The sequence below is a fragment of the Chryseobacterium sp. sg2396 genome (assembly GCF_042610505.1).
GTDB lineage: Bacteria > Bacteroidota > Bacteroidia > Flavobacteriales > Weeksellaceae > Chryseobacterium.
Map to the genome: position 1 here is coordinate 282,243 of NZ_JBHGAQ010000001.1, position 23,137 is coordinate 305,379.

A 23,137-nucleotide genomic window follows, 5' to 3' on the forward strand; every position below is an offset into this window, starting at 1 on the left:
GTCAAAAATACTTCATTATTACTGAAAATAAAAAAGGAAGTGCCGAACACGTTTCGACGCCGAATGAAAAATAAGCGTCACTTCGCTCATTCTCCGAAAAATAGATCAGCACATAACTAATAATTCCCGAAAGAAAAAAAGCAGTTGAATAAGGCTGTTCAAGATAAAACACGGAAAGAAGGTTGCTGATAAAAATAAGGATATACGCCAGGTATTTTGTGTTCTGAACCCCGATAAGGGTTGGAAATGTTTTTACCGTATCTATTTTCATATCCCGGATATCAAAAGGCAGTACCAAAGCCGTAATGTAAAAGAAACTGATTAAAAATATCGGGATGTCAAATTCCGGCAGGATGAGCCAGCAGTTCATCAGTGCCCAGACGAGCCCTACATAAAATACTTTCAGCAAAGGGATTTTCCGGATATATGTATCAAGAAAGAAACTGTTGTAAAGAAGTCCGAGAATGACAATAATAAACCATTTTATCAGCCGTATGCCATTATGGTTATGAATAATTAAAAAGGCACAAACAATTCCGGCGATCACATTTAAAATTAAAATCTTAGAAAAATGCCTTGTCTTTTGGTATTTCGTGTAAAGATACCCACTGAAATACGTAATAAAAATAAAGAATACTGTGGGATACCGGAATGTGTTTTGTTCCAGCATAAAGAATACTGAAAAAAGAGTTCCCGTTAAGGATACGTAAAGCTGACTATCGATAACGGATTTTTTCAGTACTTTTAAGGAATTCATTTATCAAAAATAACATATATGAAAAGATTTTCCAAGATTTTTCTGATTTTGCTTCTGCTGCTGAGCTATTCAGGAGCACATGCCCAGAAATATTATGACGAGCAATGGAAAAAAGTCGAAGAAAACAGTACAAAAGGAACTGTTAAATCCAATCTTTCGATTATTTTGGATATTCAAAATCAAGCCATGAAAGATAATAATACACTTCAGCTCATCCGATCTTTAAAAGCGGAATTTGCAATTGTAAATCAGACCAGGGATGATGAACAGAATAATGTTGCTTCAAAGTTCTTTAATAAAATAACAGATATTGAAAAGAAACTGAAAAGTGATGAAAAAATCATTTATAAAGTTTTAACTAATGGTTTTATTATGGATTATTATGCCCGTAACAGCTGGAAAATCAATGGTAGGACGAATATAAACTCCCAAGATGTTACGCAGATTGAAACCTGGAGCAAACTTGATTTTAAAAATTATATCAGCAAAAGTTTTAAAGAACTTGATCAGCAAAGAGCTGAAATGAAAAGAATCTCACTATTACCTTACCAGTCGCTTTTTGTTAATACAAAATCAATCTCTTTTTTTCCGACACTTGCAGACTGGTATGCGCTCAAAAAAATTAATTTCTTATCTGATAACGGTCTTTTTACTAAAAATGAATTAGCCGGTAACCGTAAACAGATCGATGACATTTTCAACGAATTAATTGCACAGAATAATGGCAACTCCAAGTTGTATTTTATGCATCAGAAACTTCAGAGAAACTGCAGCGATAATAACTGCAAAGATAAACTTCAACAGCTCTACAGTCTTTTGAATTTTGATATTCAGGGTGACTACAAAGTACTCATTATGGATGATATCATCAATGAACTGCTGGCTGAAAAGAAGGAGAAAGAAGCACTTGAAATTGTTGCAAAAGCGAAATCTCAATATCCTCAATCGCCTTTTATAGAAAATATTAAAAATAAAGAAGAGCAGATCAGACAGACTTCTTTAAACATCAAATATGAACAGCAGACCCAGAGCAATAAACCCATTCATTTTGTTTCAGAATATAAAAACCTCAGCAGTTTTTCTCTGAATATTTATAAGGTAAATGAAGATTTCAGATCCTTTCTTCAATATTCCAGAAATCCTTATACTGAAATGTTCGGAAAGGTAAAAAAAGAACTGATCAGAAAAGAGAAGTATCAGATTACGGATCCTCAAGACTTTCAGTTGCACAGAACTTCACTTGAAATACAGCCGCTTCCTTCAGGAATATATATAGCCGAATATTTAATAAATGATGGGACGAATGATAAAAGCCAGAATTTTTATTTTTTAGTCTCTGATCAGAAGATCATTTATAAAAATAAATCTGGAAAAAATTCTTCAGCAAACGAACTGAAATTAGTCAGCAGTGAAAACGGTATTCCTTTAGTTAATGAAAATCTCGTATTTTATGAATTTTCGGAAAATTCAGATATCGTTAAAAATACGGGTAAAACCAATAATCAGGGAGTTTTTAATTTTCCATCTTCATCCGATAAAAAATATTACAGAATATTCCTGATCCAGCAACCGAAAACAAATGATTTTCAGATGATGGAGGTTTATGGGAATACTTATATTGATGATGATGTTACCGATAATGAAAAACGGACTAAAACTCAAATTTTTATAGACAGAGCCATCTACAGGCCTGGCCAGACTGTTTATTTTAAAGTAATTAATACCAGAATAAATAACGATAAAGAGTCTGTAGATACAGGATTAAAGCAAAAAATTACATTAGGTGATGCTAATGGTAAAGAAATATCTTCACAAAACTTTACAACCAATGAGTTTGGTTCCTATCATGGAAGCTTTGTGCTTCCTAAGGGAAATCTTAATGGCCGGTTTTACCTGAATACGGATGGTAAAACACCTGTGTTCAAAGAATTCAGTGTGGAAGAATATAAAAGGCCAAAGTTTGAAGTAAATTTTGAACCTGTAAAAGAAGAATATAAATATGGTCAGACCATTGAACTGAAAGGTAAGGCAACCACCTTTTCAGGAATTGCCGTGAACGATACGAAGGTGAATTATGAAATTAAAAAACAGAATATTCGCTGGAGGTATTTCGGGGGATATCCGCAGGATAATGATAATGAAAATTCAATCCTGGGAGGAACGACCACCAATGAAAAAGGAGAATTTGTCATCCGCATTGAACTTAAAAAAGATGAAAAGCTTGAAGGCGTTCAGATAGATAATTATGAAATCAATGCGTCAGTTACGGATATCAATGGTGAGACTCAATCTGCAGAGACACAGTTGAAAGTCGCTTCTGTATCCCATTACATCAAGACAGATGAAATAAAAGATGCTTTTTCTGACGAAAATGTTAAGCTGAAAGTTGAAACCAAAAATTACAACGAACAGAATGTAAAGAAATCTTATCGTGTAAAGCTTTTAAAACTTCAGGCTCCGGACAGGATTTTCAGAAGTAATTTTAAAGATGCCGTACAGAACTATCCAATATTTTCAAAGGAAGAATTTATCAAGAAATTTCCTCATGATCTCTTTGATAAAAACGATGAATTACAAAACAGGCAGGTTTCTTCCGTTATATTGAATGATGTACAGCGCAAAGAAGAATTATTGGATTTAGGAAAACTGGATGCCGGCGATTATCAGCTTGAATTGTTTAATATCGAAGGAAAAGACACCATTAAAACTTCTCAATACTTCAGTGTCTGGGATAAGAATAATCTTAAGACGAATCAGAAAACATTCCTTAGTGCTTTACAGCCTAAAACAGAATTTTTAAGAGGAGAAAAAGCCAAAATATATGTGTATTCTGCAGTTCCGGATGCCTTGGTGAATATTTTTATACAGGATGGTTCCGGGAAAACCGTTTATGATATTCAGAACATGAAAAGCGGTAAGCTTGAATATAGGGTTGATATTCCTAGAGGCAAAGCAGTATCTGAAGTAAATATTCAATTTCAGATGGTAGCGTTTAATGATATTCAGACCGAAACGGTGGATTTAAAAATTAAAGATTCCGAGCAACCGTTAAAAATTGAGACCACCACATTCAGAGACAGGCTTGAACCTAATGTAAAAGAGAAATGGTCGGTAAAAGTTTCAGGAAATGATAAAGAGAAAATCAATGCTGAGGTTCTGGCCAATATGTACGATCAGTCACTGGATCAGTTTGCAGCCAATAGCTTCATCTGGGAAAGATTATATACTCCTTACTCACTGATCAGGATGTATGATATCAGAAATGATCTTTCAACAAAATATTATGAAAGAAGAATAAAATTTTTAAATGAAAATGATGTAGAGCTGCCTCAGTTTAACTGGTTTGACCGAAATGGTTTAATTATGTTACAGGGTAAAGCTGCCGGAATTAAAATCCGTGGTGTTGCAAGTGCAGCTCCGGCTCCGCCTTCTGAAATTAAAATGAAGCTTGAAAGTGTAAGAGCGGATGACACACTTCTGGATATTGTAAGTTCAGGAAGACAGGTTACAGAAGCTGAAAAAAAAGAGTACACTGATTTTCTATCAGAAAAACAATTGGAAAAAATCCCAATCCGCCAGAACCTCAACGAAACCGCCTTCTTCTATCCGGATCTAAGGACCGATTCCGAAGGCAACGTGAGCTTTGAATTCACCTCTCCGGAAGCACTCACCAAATGGAAGCTGATGTTTCTGGCTCATACAAAAGATGCAAGAGCGGCAACGTTGGAAAAAGAAGTGGTAACACAAAAAGAATTCTCAGTGACACCGAATTACCCAAGATTTTTACGGGAAGGGGATGAGCTGAACTTACAGTCTAAATTATCAAACTTAACCGATAAAAAACTGAGTGGGTTTGCCGGATTACAGATCCTGGATGCTTTTACCAATGAAGATATTTCGGAGAAATTCGGACTGAGTACGCTAACGGCAGTTTCAGGATTGAATAAGGAACAGGCTTTTTCACTGGAGGCCAATGGAAATTCTGTGGTGAGCTGGAAAATAAAAGTTCCGGAAGATGTTTCCTCCGTTATTTTCAAAGTGGTGGCCAAGGCCGGGAAATATTCGGATGGTGAACAGAATGCCGTAGCTGTTCTTCCCAACAGGATGCTCGTGACGGATGCGGTTCCGGTATTTGTAAAAGAAGGGGAAACTAAAACTTTCGAGCTGGTAAATCTTAAAAATGCGGATTCTAAAACGATCACGAACGTTTCCAATACCCTTGAACTGACAACCAATCCGATCTGGGAAATTATGTTTGCGCTTCCAAGCCTTAAAAACGATCCCAATAATTCTGCGGATGTGGTCTTCAATAAATGGTTTGCCGATGTTGTGGCTTCGGAGATTTTTAAAGCCAATCCTAAAATCAAAGCTGTTTTTGAGGAATATCAGAATAAAGGATTACTAAATTCAAACCTGGAGAAAAACCAGGACCTGAAACAATTGCTGCTGGAAGAAACGCCTTGGGTATTGGAAAGCAATAACGAAAAAGAACAGATGCAGAAACTGGCCCTGCTGTTTGATGCCAACACCATGAAGAATTCAATCACTCAGGATTGGGACGACCTGAAAAAACTACAGAACCCGGACGGCAGCTTCTCGTGGTATCCCGGCTATCCCGGATCATATTCTACCTCGTTGTATATCCTTAAAAATTTAGGCAAAATCAATGTTTGGTTAAAAGACAATTTGGTATATTACCAGAATGCCGATCAGAAAGAAATGGTAAAAAAACTGATCGGATATATCGACGGCGAAATCGAAAAATTTGCAGATCCTAAAGAAAAGAATATCTGGACCAACTGGACCCTGGATTACCTGGATTCAAGGAATTACTGGGAAAAAGATTATCCGTTAAAAGGAAAAGGCTCCACTTTAAAAAACCTTGTAAAACAAAAGGCCAAAACAGCAAAGCTTACCGACTTTACCTTCTTTGGACTTCACCGTGCAGCATTGCTGATGAACGATTACGGATTAAAAGATTTTTCCGGTAAAATTATGAATTACTTAAAGGAAACCTCCATAGAATCAAAGATCCAGGGCGTCTACTGGAAACAGAACCTAAACGACTGGGGGTGGTTCAGTTCAAAAGTCGTAAACCATACCGGTGCCCTGGAAGCTTTTAACAAACTGAGACCTGACGACCAAAAGTTCATTGAAGAAATGAAGATCTGGCTGATTACCCAAAAGGAAGTTAATTCATGGGGCAGCTCCAGAGGAACGGCAGAAGTAATCTATACGATGTTGAATTCTGGGAAATCCTGGACAGGAGCAGAAAGTGATAAAACAACCATTGTCTGGGGCGGAAAAGAGCTCAAGCCCGAAACAGAAGCCACAGGATATATAAAATCAACCGTAAAATCGGATGTCGTGGATAAAAATTTAGCAACGGTTATTGTTACCAAACCGGGCCCGGGAATCGTACAGGGCGGACTGTTCTGGCAGTATTACGAAGATCTGGATAAAATAAAATCCTCTGAAACATATCTTTCCGCAATTAAAGAATTATACAGGAAGATTAAAACCGTAAACGGAGAAGAACTTCAGAAAATTACACCTGAAACACCGTTGAAAGTAGGGGATAAGGTCACAGTGAGAATGATCCTGAATACCAACCGGCCGATGGAGTTCATTCATGTCAAAGACATGCGGGCGGCAGGTTTCGAACCGGTGGATATACTTTCGGGATATCAGTGGAAGAATAATCTGGGGTATTATCAGTCCACCAAAGATGCTTCCACCAATTTCTACATCGAACGGATGCCGAAAGGAAAGTATGTATTTGAGTACGACCTGGTGGCAAATGCTTCCGGAAAGTTCTCCAACGGGATCACCACCATTCAGAACTATTACGCACCGCAGATGAATTCGCATACGAAAGGGGAAAATGTGATCATTTCCGAATAATAAAAAACAATTATTACCAGAAAACGGCTTCTTTTTTAAGGAGCCGTTTTTTATCTTTGGGGAAAAATTCCCGATGTATAATATCTCAGATCTGCAGAACCAGTTTTCAAAACAAAAAATAAACAAAGCAAAGAAGCTGTCAATAAGAGAATTTGAAGAAACTGAAAAGAACCGTTTTGTCTGTTTTGTAGATGATGAAACCGAGTCGTATGACGTAAGTTTTCTAATAAACTCAAAATCTGAAATTACCGGATATTCCTGTGAATGTGGCAGTAAGGATTTCTGTCTTCACGTGCTGGCCATGGGGATTTTTATGTCGGAAAATAAAACCGGCAAAACAAGTTCGCGTAAAGGAGTTAAGAAAAAATTGTCCGAAGCGGAACGGGCGATGGAAGATCTCAATTCGGAGGAACTCAAAACCTGGCTGCTGGAATTCTTCAAAAAAAATAAAGATGCGGAAATGCAGTTTATGCTCAGCTTTGGGCAAAAGAAAAAAGAATTTTCGGAAATCGAAATCTCAGAGCTTATTAAAAATACGATTGCCTCGGTAGCTGGAAAAAGAAAAAGCCTTACCGCGCCGGAAGTTAAAAAGCTGGTGGATCTTCTTACAAAAGCAATCGAGCCGGTAGAGCAGTATCTCCAGCAAAACCCTGACAAAAAGGAAAGTGTCAGGAAGTTTTTAAAAATCAACGATATTATCTACGTCTATCAGATGAAGATCTTATTTTCCGGTACAAGAATGGATACCTTTCAGAAAAAATTAAAAGAACGGTTTCTCACCCATATTAATGCAATAAAAGATTTTGACCTTTGGAAAGAGCTCGCTACCGAGAACTGGTATTTATTTCTGAGATCCGATCATCCTATTACGATCACGTTTTATGATTTTATCATAGAAATGTACCAAACCGGAAATCCTGACCAGAAAATGCACATTGCCGGACTGGTAAGGGAAGAGATTAAAATGTGGAAGAAAACCGATTTCCAATTGAGAACCTCTCTTAAAGAAGATATGTTGGAAATTATTGCCGAGAACGGTTTTTTCAGTGAGCTTCAGGATTATTTCGTGATCGAAGAATACGAACATTCCTATAACCTGAAGGTAATCAACGAGCTGCTGAAAATCGATCTTGAGAAAGCAGAGAAGGCGTGCAAGGTAATTATTGATTCCAATCCGCATGAAAAATATGACCTGCCATATTACAGCATCCTGGAAAAAATTTATCAGGAAAATGGCAGCCCGGCAGATCTTGCCTTTATCAAGAGAAAAATATTCTGGGAAACACGATCTATTGAAGATTATATTTTCATTACGGAAAACGATACCGATGCAGAGGAATTAAAAAAATTCAGGAATAGAGCGTTGACTTTGCTAAAAAACACTTTTTTAAGTTCCCCGGAAAATAGGGGTCTGTATTTTGCCATTCTGGACTATGAAAAAAATTATAAAAAAATGCTTGATGCTATTGATAGGAACACACCAACTTCAATCATCAACCTCTATGCTGAAAAATTATATTTAACCAATAAAAATAAATTTCTGATGGCGGTAAAAACACGGAACGAATGGAGCAGCACGGAAGAAGATGAAGAGGTGCTGGCTGATTTCATGGTCTCGAAATACGATGCCGCTCAGCTGCAGGATGCATTTGGTAAAAAACACTATGGCTTCGGATCAGACAGGTTTTCAAAAACTGTTTTAAGCAAAGTCGGGCTTTCTTAATTGTTTCTTAATATCAAAAATAAATTAAGTCAACCGGTTATGGTATTAACTGCAGAAAACTTCCGGCATCCTTCTTACAGTCTTTCCATCACGAATATCAATTCGAGAAACAAAATTAATTTCATATAGTTTCTGTATCGAAAAACTGATATATTTGTCTCTCAACATTCAGATAAACTATGGAAAACGTTTTTGACGCAAAAGATGCTCAGCACTACATCGACAGGATAAACAAACTTACACCGGAAACCAAAGGTTTGTGGGGAAAAATGACAGTAGATCAGATGCTGGCCCACTGCAACGTATCTTACGAGATGGTTTACGAACCCGAAAAGCATAAAAAACCGGGAGCTATTGCAAAATTCATTCTTAAAAATTTTGTGAAACCGAAAGTGGTTGGTGAAAAAGCATATACGCAGAACGGGCCGACGGCTCCTCAGTTTATCATTTCGGATCATAAGAATTTTAACGAAGAGAAAAAGCGGCTGATCGGATTTATCCAGAAAACCCAGCAGCTCGGAGGCTCCGCTTTCGACGGTAAAGAATCCTTTTCTTTCGGAAAACTGAAAGCCCAGGAATGGAACAATATGTTTGCCAAGCATCTCAACCATCACCTGGCACAATTTGGCGTCTGATATGAAAAAGTTTCTTTCATTTTTTCTCGTAGCATTTGCCTTTTCTCTTTCTTTTGCTCAGGTGAAGCCATTTCCGTTAAAGCATGAAGACTTTAGTCTGTTTCTGCTGAATGGCAACACCCCTTTTTACGGAGAGATCTCCACCGATAAAGCAGAAATTAAAATACAGATTGAAAAATCGACTAAAAATCCGGATAAACCCGAACAGTATTTTATTTCCGGGCATTCTGAAGTTGCAGGTACAAAATCCGGCTTTTCAGGAGAAATTACCTTTACCCAGAGATTTAATGTCAATAATGCACCGGACGAGATGCTTGTATTTGCAGATTTTGTAATGAAGGAACTGGGTTCCGGAGAACATTCCGGGATTTTTACCGGGAAAGTAAGGATGCAGATGAACAAAATTATAACCAAAGAAAGCCATGCTACCGTTACCTTTAAAGGAAGATGGGAAAATTATCCGGGTACACTGGATTTTGAAACCTGGTGGGCTAATTTTGTTCCGAAAGATATTTCCAAAGTGGTATTTAAATAAAACAACAATCGATTATGAAAAAACTTTTATTACTTTTTATCCTTATTTCAGGCTTTGCTTTTTCGCAAATGCCGGATATTTCCAATGTTTGGCTCAACAACAGCAGAGCGTACACCGGAACCATCGGAAACCGGAATCAGGAAATCAAACTAAAGATCAACATTTCCGAACAGAACAGGAAAAACGACCAGGAATATTTTGTTTCAGGCTATACGCTTGTCGATAAAGTCTATTCTAAATTCGAAGGAAAATTTACCATTACCAAATACAGAGATGCCCGTAAAAAAGGGACGGTTTTTGGGGAATACGAACTGGCAGAAGAAAACAAGGGAAAGCATTCCGGGATTCTAAAAGGAAAGTTTATCTATACTTTCCGCTGGAATAAAGACACGGAAAAAGTGGAAGACCAGGAAATCGAACTGAAAGGAAACTGGAAAAGTTACGACGGAACCATGGATTTCAAAACGTTAATTACAAATCAGTAATTCATAAATAAAAAGCAGCGTATGAAATTAGGCGCATTCTCTATCAGCTTAAGTGTAAAGGATCTTCAGAAATCCAGAGACTTTTATGAAAAACTGGGGTTCGGCATGATGGGCGGAGCGATGGAACAAAACTATCTCATCATGAAAAACGGTGATCATATTATCGGGCTGTTCCAGGCAATGTTCGACGGCAATATGCTGACCTTCAATCCGGGATGGGACCAGAATGCAAGGAATCTTGAGGCTTTTGATGACGTTCGGGATATTCAGAAACACGTAAAGGAACAGGGTATCGAACTTTTAAAAGAAGCCGATGAAACTACTTCCGGCCCGGAGCATATTTACCTGAAAGATCCGGACGGAAACATGATCCTGATTGATCAGCACCGATAATATAAATTAAACTCAATCTTAACCTTAATATAAGTCATTGTATGGCAACAGTAAACATTTACCTTACTTTCAACGGAAACTGCCGGGAAGCTTTTGATTTCTACAAATCCGTTTTCGGCGGCGAATATCCTTACATCGGAACTTTCGGGGAAATGCCTCCTGCAGATGGGCAAGAAGTAAAAGAAGAAGACCGGGACAAAATTATGCATGTTACCCTTCCGATTTCACAGGAAACCATCCTGATGGGAAGCGATGCAGGTTGTGATCATGCGCCAAACCTGATTATGGGCAACAATTTTTCCATCTCCGTAAATGCTGAATCCAGAGAAGAGGCTGATCGCCTGTTTAACGGTCTTTCAGCGGACGGTAAAATAACCATGCCGATGGAAGAAACATTCTGGGGCGCCTATTTCGGAATGTTTGCCGATCAGTTCGGAATCAACTGGATGGTAAATTATGATGATCCTTCGAAAATGCAGCAGCATCCTTAGATAAAATAGTACAATATAGAAATTTAGTACATTAGAAGACTAAAAAATTGAGTCCGTCTCACAACTGGTGAAAACGGACTTTTTTTATGATTTTTTCGACCATTTATCCGGGAACGATTTTCATTAAGTCAATTCTTAACCCGCATCATTTAATTGTGAGCCTGATTCTTTTTTTATGATCCGGACAATTTCAGGAGCTTGATCCGGCTCTCCGCTACTACTCCTCGCGCTGCCTGCTCTCCAATACACGCCTCTACTGAAGCCTTTCCCGCCAAACTCTCCAACCTGCTGTGGGGTAACCGCTGCGATCCGGGCTATGAAAGCAGTCCTTCAGATCCGTAACCGTAAATGAAATCGTCACTGATCTTATTTATTCCCGATCCTCATACTCTCCAACCCTCCAACCCTCAACTCTCCAGCTCCTTCTTATATCCGAAAACTCCCCGACTCTCCAACCCTGGAAACTCTCAAACTCCCCAACTCTCCAACCCTGGAAACCCTCAAACTCACCAAATGCCCTAAATATTTCAACACTCACCGGTTTGTTATTATTGATTTAAATTATTAAATTTGTTATAAACGATAGATATTAATAATAAACAATGAAGAACATACTGAAAAAAGCGGCTTTGGGAATAGGTACTTTTGCGGCAATAATGCTACAGGCCCAGAAAAATGATCTCGGAGCTTGGTATATGTACTTCGGAAACAACAAAATCAGCAAAAAGCTAAACCTTCACAACGAAATCCAGTACCGGAACTTTGATGTTATCGGCGATCTCGAACAACTCCTGATCCGTACCGGGATCGGATACGACCTGACGGAGAACAATAACAATGTATTGTTGGGCTATGGATTTATTCTGAGCAAGCCCTATGTAAACGGCGAAAAAACGGAAAATATCGAACACCGGATTTTTCAGCAGTACATTACCAAACAAAAGTTTGGAAGATTTAATCTTCAGCACCGTTACCGTCTGGAAGAAAGAATTCTGGAGGACGATTTCAGGATGAGGTTCAGGTATTATTTAAACCTGAATATACCGATCAATAATAAGGAGATGCTGCCTAAAACGTTATATGCTTCAGTATACAATGAAATATTCCTCCATTTGGACAGCCCGGTATTTGACCGGAACAGGGTATACGGTGCATTAGGATATGTTATCAGCAAGAACATGAGAATCGAAGCCGGCTACATGAACCAGATCCAGGAAAACAAAAACCGCGGCCAGATCCAGATCGGCTTTTATAACAACATCCCGTTTACAAAAGACTAAATAATAGTCGGGAAGAGGGATGCCGGATGCCGGAAGTTTTCCTGCTATTCTCAAAGATAGGGAGTCTGTTGTTTATTAAAAATATTCTTACCTAAATCCAAAATTTACAAGAAAAAAATAATTATAAAACAGCATTACCCTTGAACTAAAAGCCAATAAACAGAGAACTTTTCTAAGAAAGATAAGCATTTCCCTTCCACCGGAGGAGTGACGAGAATTCAAAGAATTTTTGACGGGGTGGTCAATAAAGTAAACAGTAAAATCAAATGGCAGGATTTCAATCTTCACCGTTTTTTGAGTAAATTAATTTTAACATATACACCTGCCGGAGATCAATAATATCCTTTTTAAATCTCACCTCGCACAAAACCATGAAGAAAAATTATTAATGATTAAAAACAGTTCAGTATTTTTAAAAAAAATTAATAATGATTCACAGTTATGTTATCATATCAATTGCAGTCCTCCTTTCTGTAATGATACTCGTCATGATCGGGCAGAAGCTCAAAGTGGCCTATCCTATATTCCTGGTGATCGCCGGGTTGATTATCAGCCTTGTTCCGGGGATGCCTCACATTGAAATCGAACCGGATCTCGTATTTCTGATTTTCCTTCCGCCGATTCTGTTTGAAGCCGCCTGGTTCACTTCCTGGCAGGATTTCCACAAATGGCGGAAACAGATCTTTTCCATGGCCTTCGGACTGGTCTTTCTTACGTCCATTGTTGTAGCTTATCTTTCCTCGTCCATTATTCCGGGGTTAACGGTAGCCATGGGCTTCCTGTTGGGAGGGGTAAATTCCCCGCCTGATGCCGTGGCGGCCACTTCCGTTTTGAAGCATGTGAAAATCCCTAAAAAAATCACGACGATCCTCGAAGGAGAAAGCCTCATCAACGATGCGTCGAGTTTAATTGTCTTTAAATTTGCACTGGCGGCTGTAATTTCCGGGCAGTTTATTTTCGGGGAAGCCGTAAAAGACTTTTTTACCATGGCCATCGGAGGCATTGGCGTAGGCGTTGGAAGCGGATTGCTTTTCGGTGCTTTGCTGAGGATTATTCCGTCCAATTCCAATATCGACACCATTATTACGCTGATTGTTCCGTACATTATGTATATAGGAGCGGAACATTTCCACTTTTCCGGAGTGCTGGCTGTTGTGGCGGGAGGACTTCTGATGTCCTATAATTCCCATTGTTACCTAAGCCATACTTCAAGGATACAGTCGGGAAACGTCTGGAGTGTTCTTATTTTTTTGATGAATACCATCATTTTTATCCTGATCGGATTGGAATTGCCGGTCGTTGTGGCTGCGATGAAAGATTATACCATTTCAGAAGGCATTATTTACAGCATCGTTATCGGCGGAGCGATCATCGGAACCAGGATTCTGTACAGCTATGCGTTGATGTACTTTCCAAGGCTTTTATCAAAAGAAGTATGCCGGAAAAATCCGAAGCCCGACTGGCGCGAACCGTTTATCATCAGCTTTGCCGCCATGCGGGGTGTTGTTTCTCTGGCCGCAGCGCTTTCGATTCCTGCATTCCTGCCAAAGGAAGCCTTTCCGCACCGGAACATCATCCTGTTCGTCACCTTTGTCATTATCCTGATTACTTTGGTAGGACAGGGGCTTTTACTTACACCAATTTTAAAACTTTTAAAAATACAGGATGCCGGAAGTGAACTGCCGGAAGAAAAGCAGGAAGTGATTTTGATGCGTAAGCTGAAAGAAACGGCCTTACACAAACTTGAAAACGATTTCTCCGATCTGGCAGAAAGAAACAGCCTGGTGCAACATCAGAAGCACCGTCTGGAAAATGAAATGATCATGATGGCCGATAAATCACAATGCCTGGCGTCCGCAGGAGATTACGTCACCGCGATGAATGAAAACAAAGAAGTGATGCGTCAGCTGATTCAGGCTCAGCGCAATGAACTTCACCGCATGAAAAAGGAAAAAATTTTTGACGACCATGTAATGAGAACTATCGAAATGCAGCTGGATTTCGACGAAGCTAAAATCACCGGCTTTTCCCATGGATAATTAAATCATATAATTGACTATGAAATTTTAAAATCCTTTGTGGTTTTTTATAAGTGAAACAGATTAAAAATAGTTGCCTGAAGCTGTATCTTGAAAGCTGTAGTTAGAAACTTCCTAACTGAAACAAAACCGGGTTGGTGTTACACCTTTATTAAAAACAAATCAAATCAAACCGAATAGATCAGTATTTTTTAAATCACGAAAAAGTATTTTTTAACTTTAACTGCAACCGTGATTTGTTACAATTTGATCAACCTGTTGATGAAATTAGTTCGGAGGGATAAATTTTGCTAATTTTGGGGAAATTATTAAGAAATCAATGAAAAAAAATATTTTAATAGGATTTGTAGCGGTACTGATGCTGACTTCATGTAAGGATGATAAAAAGGTACTCGATTCACTGGCGGATTATAACAATTCGATGATGGAAAAAGGATACCATTTCGGAGATAAATTAAGCCTTCCGAAAGAAGTGACGGATGATGCGGAAAGCATTTCCATCAGCTTCGGCGATAAGGAAACATCCAGCCTTACGATCGATCCTAAATATTTCACCCTGGGCGACAATGCGGTGACGTTTAATATTAAAACCAAAGGCGGCGAAACGTTAACCCAGGATGCAACCATCAACGTTTTTGCAAAGAATCCGGAGCAGAAAATCAATTATGAAATCATCGCGGAATATCCGCACGACCCCGAAAATTTCGTTCAGGGATTTCAGGTAGAAGGCAATACGATCTATGAAAGTGACGGACAGAACGGCTCTTCGCAAATCTTAAAATATACATTGGGAACTACAACGCCTCTGGCTTCCACCAAGCAGGCAAAAGAAGATTTTTCCGAAGGAAGTACAATTGTCGGGGATAAAGTGTATCAGCTTACCTGGCAGAGCAAGAAAGGATATATTTACGATAAAAGTTCTCTGAAACTTTTAGCAGAATTTGCATATCCGAATGTGTTGGGTGAAGGTTGGGGATTAACGTATGACGGAAAAAATCTGATCACTTCTGACGGAAGTAAATTATTGTATTTCCTTGATCCTGCCAATCCTTCAAAGCTGGTAAAATATATTGCGGTGGCGGGAAGTTCACAGGCTTATGATCAGCTGAACGAACTGGAATACCACAACGGATTCATTTATGCGAATGTTTGGCAGAAACCTGTTATCTTAAAAATCAACCCGGCCAATGGGGAAGTCGTGGGAACATTTGACTTTACAGATATTGCGAAGCAGAATACCAAAGGTAGCGATGATGTACTGAACGGAATCGCTTTCAAAGGCGATAATATGCTGATTACCGGGAAAAACTGGCCAAAGATTTACGAAGTAGCCATCAAATAATTTATAGATATTCTTAATGAAGAAAAGTTTTATCACAGGCTTTGCTGCGGTACTGCTGCTGGTTTCCTGTAAAAACGATAAAAAAATCCTGGACAGCCTGGCAGATTACAACAATTCGATGGAAGAAAAAGGCTATCATTTCGGGGATAAATTAAACCTTCCGGAAGAAGTGACGGACAATGCCGAAAGTATTTCCATCAGCTTCGGCGATAAAGAAACTTCTGATCTAACGATTGACCCGAAATTTTTTGATTTCGGGGACAATGAAGTGACTTTTAATATCAAAACCAAAGGCGGTGAAACACTAAGCCAGGATGCTACCATCAATGTGTTTTCAAAAATACCGGAGCAGGATATTGCTTATAAAATCGTAGCGGAATATCCCCACGACCCGGAATATTTTGTGGAAGGTTTTCTGCTTGATGGCAATACCGTTTATGAAAGTGACGGTCTCAAGAATGCATCTCAGTTAATAAGATATTCTTTAGGAGCTACAACCCCAACCACTACTGAAAAACAACCCGCGAATATATTTTCCGAAGGCATCGCCATTGCAGGGGATAAAGTTTATCAGTTGACGTATCAGAATAAGATCGGCTTTATATATGATAAAAACACATTGAAGAAAATCTCGGAATTTCCTTTGCCGGATGAATTCGGTGAAGGATGGGGGCTTACTTATGACGGAAAAAACCTGATTGCGGATTCGGGTTCCAACGATCTGTATTACCTGGACGTGAATAATCCCTCCAAAGTCGTGAAAACAGTTCCGGTAGGAGGAAATAAAACCATTTACAACCAGATCAACGAATTGGAATACCACAACGGGTTTATTTATGCTAATGTCTGGCATCAGCCTTACATCCTGAAAATTAATCCTTCCACCGGAGAAGTGGTCGGGAAATTTGATTTTACGAAAATTACGGAACAATATACGAAAGACGACAGTGAACACGTTCTGAATGGGATTGCCTTTAAAGGAGAAAATATGCTCGTGACCGGGAAAAACTGGCCGAAGATATATGAAGTTGCTGTTCAGTAAGTTAAAATCAGGTATAATTTCTGTTAAACTCAATAAAAATAGTAAATTGGTAGCGTTCCTTATGGGAGCGCTATCATTGTAAAAGAATTTGAAACTACTCCATTTAATATTTGCTTTGCTTTTCTGTTCCGTCACGGCACAGAAGACTCTTCCTTTTGATACGCTGAAGCTGAAGGATGCGAAAGATATGCTTGTTGACGATTACGGAAATCTGTACATTTATAAGAATAAAGAATTCAGCTTTACCAAATACGATTCCCTCGGCAGGCAGCTTGGGAAAATGATGCTTACCGTTCCTTATAAAGTGCAGACCGTACAGAACCCTCTGAGCGTTCCGTTGTTTTCGGAGAATGCTCAGGAAATGAAGTTTGTGGACCAGAATCTCAATGAAATCCAGCGGGTGGACTTCAGGCAGAAGTTCGGATTTATCAAAATGGCTTATGCCGAAGACCTGCAGCAGATCTGGCTGCTCGATGACAGTACCAAACGTCTAATCCAATACAATTTCAGGAATGACAACACCATCAATTCCTATCCTTTTGATGCAAGCTTCGATGACTTGATGGATCTTTTGGTATACGAAAATAAAGTGTATATTCTTACCAGGAATCACATCCGGGTATTTACCTTAAAATTTGAAAAGATCTTTGAAGCTCCTGTAGAAAACGGTAAACGTTTCCGGAGGGAGAACGAAACGATCCTGGTTATAACAAATAATTCCGTACTGCAGTATATTCCGGAAAAAGAAATGGTTAAGATTTTCGATGATCCCGATGTGCAGATTGTGGATAAAAATGTACTGTCTTATTTTGAAATAAAAGCCAACAACCTGTATCTTTACAGCCTTGAGAAAGCCAGGGGAACAACGCCTGAAAACGAGCCGGAGCCTCTTCAAAAAGCAACTGAAAAGGATGTTGAGAAATCAGCGGAAAAACCTGCTGAAGCCAGCAGTCAAGAGCAGAAGCTGGAGCAGAAAACTCAGGAAATTGAAAGCAAAAACCCTGCGGAAAGTTCTCTGCGGAAACTTATGGATGAAAGTTCGGAGGTTCAGGCGGCCGGCGTTTAATTATTGATCAGACAACATTAAAATATACTTAAGAGAAATATGCATATTGCAGTTACAGGAAATATCGGAGCGGGGAAAACAACATTAACGACGATGCTTTCCAGGCATTACGGCTGGGATGCCCAATTTGAAGATGTGGATCATAACCCTTACCTAGAAGATTTCTATGCCGACATGAGCAAGTGGAGTTTCGCACTTCAGATCTATTTTCTCGGAAGCCGTTTCCGGCAGGTAAAAGAGATCAGAGAAAGCGGAAAAAACATCATTCAGGACCGTACGATCTACGAAGATGCCCATATTTTTGCGGAGAACCTCAATGATATGAACCTGCTTTCGGACCGCGATTTTAAAAATTATGAATCGGTTTTTAGCCTGATGAAATCTTTTGTTTCAGCACCGGACCTTCTGATTTACCTTAAATCTGATGTTCCGAATCTGGTGAAAAAGATCTACAAAAGAGGCCGGGAATATGAAGCCTCGATCAGCATCGAATACCTTTCCAAACTGAATCAGAAGTACGAAAAATGGATTTCCAACTATACCGAAGGAAAATTGCTGATTATTGAGGTAGATGATCTGGATTTCGTGGAAAAACCTGAAGATTTCGGTTTCATTCTGGAAAAAATCGAAGCCGAACTGTACGGATTGTTTTAATAAAAGTTTTACTCGAAATCAATCTTGGTAAGTAAATTGCTGGTAATTCTTTTAAAATAAATTGATTTTATAAAAGTAATAAAGATGATCGTAAAAGTTCTACATAACGGAAATTGCTCGAAATCGAATGCCGTTCTGGAATATCTTGATGAAAACGGCGTGCCGTTCGAGATCATCAATATACTGGAAGATCCGCTGACTGAGCTTGAGATTAGAACGGTTTTAAAGAAACTCAACCAAAGTGTTTTTCATATCATCAGAAAAAATGAAAAGCTGTATGTTGAGAAATTTGCCGGAAAAAATCTTTCAGAAGAAGAGTGGATTAAGATCTTGGCTGAAAATCCTTCGCTGATTCAGCGGCCGATTATCATCAAAGGTTCTGTGGCCATGCTTGGAAGACCTGTTGAAAACGTAAAATACTTTATTGATAAATAATAAACATTGAAAATATAAACTAAAAAGTCAGCTTTACGGCTGACTTTTTTATTTTATAATAGAATTACGCCTTCTATTTTGGCGACTTCCTGATAAATATGAACTACCTGATTGGCATCCAGCACAAAGGCGTTGATGTTGCAGGCCGTATATTTTCCGTTTTTGCTCTCCCGGTTTCCCAAGGTAAACTTAATCCCGTCGAATACTTTATAAATTTCCGTCAGTTTTGCCTGGTCCGTAGGAATAATAAATTTAAATAAATAATCTTCCGGAAAATCGTGATGATCTTCCAGTTTCTCCCGTAAAGAAATATAAAAATCTTCAGGGCTTGCATGTTGATTTCCTTGTAATATATCCATCTGCTTTTAATATCTTTATAAAGATAATGAAAATTTTTTACTTTCCAAGCGGCCCCAGCAGTGAACCGGAGTTCCGGATTTCATAATCTTCGATAATATTGAATATCCCGTTCACAAGCTGTTCTGAAGCCAGTTGGCTCAACCCTCCGGAATTTACGGTGGTTTTGCTGCCTAAAAGGCTGCCAAGGAAATTACTTCCGGATAAAGCGGTATTGATGCTTTTCACAATTCCATATTGATTAAGCTGTTCGTCTACTTTTGGAGCGATGGCCGCAATCAGCTGTTGGGAAGTTTTCTCTTTTAGAATCAGCGTTGCTGTTCCTTTTTCTCCCTGGATAATTCTTGTTACATCCTGTGCGTTTAAGCTGTTAACGGCATTTACCAAGATGGGCTTGGAAATATTTACGGTATAGGCGGCAGCATCAGCAATGTAAGCTCTTTCTTTAGCAACCAGAGAAGGCGCAACTTTCTCAAGCAAGGTATTGATCTCTCTGAGTTGCTTCGGCAGGGCTTTATCAACCATGTTGTTCTGCAAAAACGCATCCCGGTTGCTGTAAACGCTTGCTCCTTTATCGATCCCGTTCAGAAGAAGCCTTTTGATAATCGATAATCCCAAATCAGACGTCGCCAATGTGGTGCAGGATTGCACCGTTGTATTAATGATGGCTCCGGTTCCTATAAGTAAAGCTGCAGCGATGATGTATTTTTTCATTGGTATTGATTAAACGTTATAAGTTCTCAAATAGTGAACCAAAATTAGGATACTGGAATTAGTTTAACAAATTTTATAATTCGGAATATTAAGAAATCTCTTTTTCCCAAAATTATCTCTTCCTGACAAGAATTTATTTAAAATTATCTTTAAAAAGAACAAAATATCAGTAATAATAAATAATTTTTTTATCTTAAATGTGAAGTTATGGATTTAAAATATCATATAAAATTTTATTTATTGTGAATAATTTTTTAATGATAAGATCATTTTGTTGAAATTTAGTAAAATTATCACTTTTAACAGGTTACCAAAAAAATTAAGTAAAATTAACATTGTTAAATATATTTTTATAATTTTGGCTAATGTCTTTTTTTGAGAACACGCAGAATGTTATCGGAAAAAGTATGAAAAGGCTTATTTCTTTTCATAAAAACTGATTGTACGAATAAAATAAAACTATATGAAACAACGTGATTTAAAGTATTCATGTCTCATTGCCGTACTCTATTTCGGAATGAACGTGAATGCACAAACAACACCAAGAGATACTGTTGCAAAAGAGCAGAAGATTGAGGAGGTGGTGATGATTGGGTACGGATCTCAGAAAAAAGAGAACGTAACCGGAAGTATTGGATTAGTTTCTGCGAAAGATCTGGCTGATAAACCTAATGCCAATCCAATCAGTTCTATTCAAGGGAAGGTTGCAGGGGTTAATATAACCAATTCCGGTGCTCCTGGGGGCTCTCCAAGAATAGATATCCGAGGTGTTGGTTCTTTATCCGGAAATACGGTTTTTATCGTTGACGGAATGATTACAACTGATATTTCTTACCTGAATTCTCAGGATATAGAATCGATGAGTATCTTAAAGGATCCTTCGAGTTTAGCAATTTACGGAGCTCAGGCCGCTAACGGTGCTGTGATCATCAAGACAAAGACAGGAAAAGGCAAGCCAACCTATAATTTCAATTCATACTTAGGATTTAAAAAAGTTACCAATGTTCCTAAGATGGTTAATTCGGACCAGTATATCGAATTGTATAATGAAAAATTACTGAACGACAACAACGGATCCAGCGCAGGATCTATTAGTAGAAGTCAGTTTCCTGCTGATACCGATTGGTTCAAAGAAATTTTCAGAACCAGCGTAATCAATTCCAATGATTTTTCTGCAACTGGAAGCCTTGGAAAATTTAACTATTATGCCAGCATCGGATATCTTAAGGATGAAGGAAACCTGGCGGCTGGAAGAGGAATCAATTCCGGAAGTGGTTTCAACAGATTTAATACTAAATTAAATGTTAGTTATAAAATCACGGATAATATCACGATTGGGGATAATTTCAGTTATTCCAAAATGCGGACGGATGTTGCCCAAAATCCTTTATTAACAGCATTTATTGCTCCTCCGATATTTTCTGTAATGAATCCTTCCACAGGAGACTATCAATATTTTAACGGATATTCAATTGCTAACCCGAGAGCACAGCTTGATCAGTATCGCTCTCAAATCAGGCAGGAAAGATTTTTGAATAATGTGTGGGGAGAACTAAAGTTCTTAAAAGATTTTACTTTCAGAGTAAGCTACTCCAGCGATAATTATAATCCGACCCAATACGAATTTACTCCAAAGTTAACCTATGTTCCGGTTGCAAACCAAGGAGCTTCCTCACTTATCACAAGAGATTTCAGAAACTTTAATTATGTTTGGGATAATACATTGAACTGGAAGAAAAGCTTTGGCGGACATAATTTGGAAGCACTTGCCGGGTTCTCCAGAACAAGAACAACATTATCACAAGAATATTGGTCTGCTAAAAACGTAAATTATGACGGAACAGATGGTTCTCTTAACATTCAAAGTGGAACTGATATTGTTCACGTTACAGGCGTAGACAGATCAGATTTGGGCGTAGAACAGGATCAGCAGAGAATTCAATCTTTCTTCGGAAGAATTAATTATGATTATAAAGGTAAATATTTATTAAATGCCTCTATAAGAAGAGATGCCAGTTCGCAGATTAATGTTGACAGATCCAGAACTTTCCCTGCGGTGAGCGCCGGTTGGGTTATTTCCAAAGAAGATTTCATGAGCAACCAAAATATTTTCAATCTTTTGAAACTGAGAGCAAGTTATGGTGAGCTAGGAAATCCAAATGTAGGAAGAGGGTATACAGCTAATACTACTATTGTGGGCAGCGGAGCTTATTTTGGAAATGTTGGTTATCCGGCACAGACCATTGACAAGTTTATAGATCCGAATATAAGCTGGGAAACAACAACAGGTAAAGATGTTGGTCTTGAAATGGCATTGTTTGGCAATAAGCTGAAAATTGATGCGGCTTATTACGATAAAGATTCTAAGAATGTGGTTTATGGAGTAAATCAGGGAACGGTTTCAGGAGCAAGCAACTGGAATAATTTCGTAACCAATGCCTATTCTTTCAATAACCGTGGTTTTGAAGTAGCTGTGAACTACAATAACAAGATTAACGAGAACATTAGTTTTGGAGTATATGGTAATTTTACATCCCTTAAAAATGAAATCACTTCAGTTTATGGTGGTTCGTACCTGGAGACCGGAGCAAGCTTATTTGGGAACTCGATCGTAAGATTGCAGGCAGGACAGGCTGTGGGTTCTTATTATGGTTATGAAGTTGCCGGTGTTTTCCAGACAGATGCGGAAGCAGCAGCTTCAGGGCAGAGTGGAGCAAAAGCAGGGTGGTTTAAATTTGCTGATCAGGATGGTAACGGAGTTATCGACTCTAGAGATAAGACATTCTTAGGAAGCCCGATTCCAAAAGGATCTTATGGTTTCGGAGTTAACTTAAATGTTTATTCATTTGATTTTGCTGTTGATTTCCAAGGAGTATTTGGAAACAAAATATACAACTACAACCGAGAACAGCGTTATGGTAATGAAACTTGGGATCTGGATATCTATAATAACAGATGGAATGGTCCGGGAACATCCAATACATATTCAATGATTACTTCTAATCAATCGATTATACTTCCTAACAGTTTCTATGTTGAGGATGGTAGCTACATTAGAATTAGAAATATCCAGGTTGGTTATAATCTTCCGAAATCATTTGCCAATTCTCTTTCTATTACAAGACTTCGATTATATGTAAGTGCACAAAACCCTTGGACGAGCTTTAAATATCATGGTTTCTCACCAGAGATAACAAATAATGATAGAGTACAGATGGGAATTGATAATAATATTTATCCTATTTCTGCAATTTATACACTAGGTATGAACTTAACATTTTAATT

Annotated in this window: 18 protein-coding genes; 15 read left to right on the top strand and 3 right to left on the bottom strand. The window is 38.4% G+C overall.

The annotated features are described in order from the left end of the window. Nucleotide 1: 1 nt before the first annotated feature. Nucleotides 2–757, bottom strand: a complete 756-nt coding sequence (locus tag ACED20_RS01310) for a hypothetical protein (protein ID WP_294306543.1) — start codon at nucleotides 755–757, stop codon at nucleotides 2–4. Nucleotides 758–775: 18 nt separating this feature from the next. Here ACED20_RS01310 and ACED20_RS01315 point away from each other — a divergent pair, with 18 nt between their 5' ends. From ACED20_RS01315 to ACED20_RS01380, 14 genes are all read left to right on the top strand, one after another. After that, nucleotides 776–6,661: an alpha-2-macroglobulin family protein gene (locus tag ACED20_RS01315; RefSeq protein ID WP_378103274.1), complete on the top strand. Its 5,886-nt coding sequence runs from the start codon at nucleotides 776–778 to the stop codon at nucleotides 6,659–6,661. Nucleotides 6,662–6,734: 73 nt separating this feature from the next. After that, the gene (locus ACED20_RS01320; protein ID WP_378103275.1) at nucleotides 6,735–8,384 is read left to right on the top strand and encodes a hypothetical protein; all 1,650 of its coding nucleotides are present in this window, start codon (nucleotides 6,735–6,737) and stop codon (nucleotides 8,382–8,384) included. 179 nt (nucleotides 8,385–8,563) lie between these two features. Further along, a complete protein-coding gene (locus ACED20_RS01325; RefSeq protein ID WP_294224368.1) occupies nucleotides 8,564–9,019 on the top strand; it encodes a DUF1569 domain-containing protein in 456 nt (151 codons plus the stop codon). Between the two features lies 1 nt (nucleotide 9,020). Beyond that, entirely contained in the window at nucleotides 9,021–9,554 is a 534-nt protein-coding gene (locus ACED20_RS01330; protein WP_378103276.1) for a hypothetical protein, read from the top strand. 14 nt (nucleotides 9,555–9,568) lie between these two features. Continuing rightward, nucleotides 9,569–10,039: a hypothetical protein gene (locus ACED20_RS01335; protein WP_294236978.1), complete on the top strand. Its 471-nt coding sequence runs from the start codon at nucleotides 9,569–9,571 to the stop codon at nucleotides 10,037–10,039. 21 nt (nucleotides 10,040–10,060) lie between these two features. Continuing rightward, a complete protein-coding gene (locus tag ACED20_RS01340) occupies nucleotides 10,061–10,432 on the top strand; it encodes a VOC family protein (RefSeq protein ID WP_294236980.1) in 372 nt (123 codons plus the stop codon). A 41-nt stretch (nucleotides 10,433–10,473) separates the two neighbouring features. After that, nucleotides 10,474–10,923: a VOC family protein gene (locus ACED20_RS01345; RefSeq protein WP_345765966.1), complete on the top strand. Its 450-nt coding sequence runs from the start codon at nucleotides 10,474–10,476 to the stop codon at nucleotides 10,921–10,923. A gap of 602 nt (nucleotides 10,924–11,525) precedes the next feature. After that, on the top strand, nucleotides 11,526–12,203 hold the full coding sequence (locus tag ACED20_RS01350; protein WP_294225675.1) for a DUF2490 domain-containing protein: 678 nt from the start codon (nucleotides 11,526–11,528) through the stop codon (nucleotides 12,201–12,203). A gap of 428 nt (nucleotides 12,204–12,631) precedes the next feature. Beyond that, on the top strand, nucleotides 12,632–14,242 hold the full coding sequence (locus tag ACED20_RS01355) for a Na+/H+ antiporter (protein WP_378103277.1): 1,611 nt from the start codon (nucleotides 12,632–12,634) through the stop codon (nucleotides 14,240–14,242). A gap of 319 nt (nucleotides 14,243–14,561) precedes the next feature. Beyond that, on the top strand, nucleotides 14,562–15,584 hold the full coding sequence (locus ACED20_RS01360) for a glutaminyl-peptide cyclotransferase (protein WP_378103278.1): 1,023 nt from the start codon (nucleotides 14,562–14,564) through the stop codon (nucleotides 15,582–15,584). 16 nt (nucleotides 15,585–15,600) lie between these two features. Next, on the top strand, nucleotides 15,601–16,626 hold the full coding sequence (locus tag ACED20_RS01365; protein ID WP_294225667.1) for a glutaminyl-peptide cyclotransferase: 1,026 nt from the start codon (nucleotides 15,601–15,603) through the stop codon (nucleotides 16,624–16,626). An 88-nt stretch (nucleotides 16,627–16,714) separates the two neighbouring features. Continuing rightward, entirely contained in the window at nucleotides 16,715–17,692 is a 978-nt protein-coding gene (locus ACED20_RS01370; RefSeq protein ID WP_294236991.1) for a hypothetical protein, read from the top strand. Nucleotides 17,693–17,731: 39 nt separating this feature from the next. After that, nucleotides 17,732–18,346 carry a deoxynucleoside kinase gene (locus tag ACED20_RS01375; protein ID WP_294311650.1) on the top strand — a complete coding sequence of 205 codons (615 nt, stop codon included), beginning with the start codon at nucleotides 17,732–17,734 and terminating at the stop codon, nucleotides 18,344–18,346. 84 nt (nucleotides 18,347–18,430) lie between these two features. After that, entirely contained in the window at nucleotides 18,431–18,781 is a 351-nt protein-coding gene (locus tag ACED20_RS01380; protein ID WP_345765961.1) for an ArsC/Spx/MgsR family protein, read from the top strand. A gap of 53 nt (nucleotides 18,782–18,834) precedes the next feature. Here the strand turns inward: ACED20_RS01380 and ACED20_RS01385 are convergent, their stop codons facing one another. Together ACED20_RS01385 and ACED20_RS01390 are read right to left on the bottom strand one after the other, a co-directional pair. After that, a complete protein-coding gene (locus ACED20_RS01385; RefSeq protein WP_288446001.1) occupies nucleotides 18,835–19,140 on the bottom strand; it encodes a DUF493 family protein in 306 nt (101 codons plus the stop codon). Nucleotides 19,141–19,177: 37 nt separating this feature from the next. Next, a complete protein-coding gene (locus ACED20_RS01390) occupies nucleotides 19,178–19,852 on the bottom strand; it encodes a DUF4197 family protein (RefSeq protein WP_378103279.1) in 675 nt (224 codons plus the stop codon). A gap of 463 nt (nucleotides 19,853–20,315) precedes the next feature. On the opposite strand from ACED20_RS01390, the gene ACED20_RS01395 reads away from it, so the two are divergent. After that, on the top strand, nucleotides 20,316–23,135 hold the full coding sequence (locus tag ACED20_RS01395; RefSeq protein WP_378103280.1) for a SusC/RagA family TonB-linked outer membrane protein: 2,820 nt from the start codon (nucleotides 20,316–20,318) through the stop codon (nucleotides 23,133–23,135). The last annotated feature ends 2 nt before the right edge of the window (nucleotides 23,136–23,137 follow it).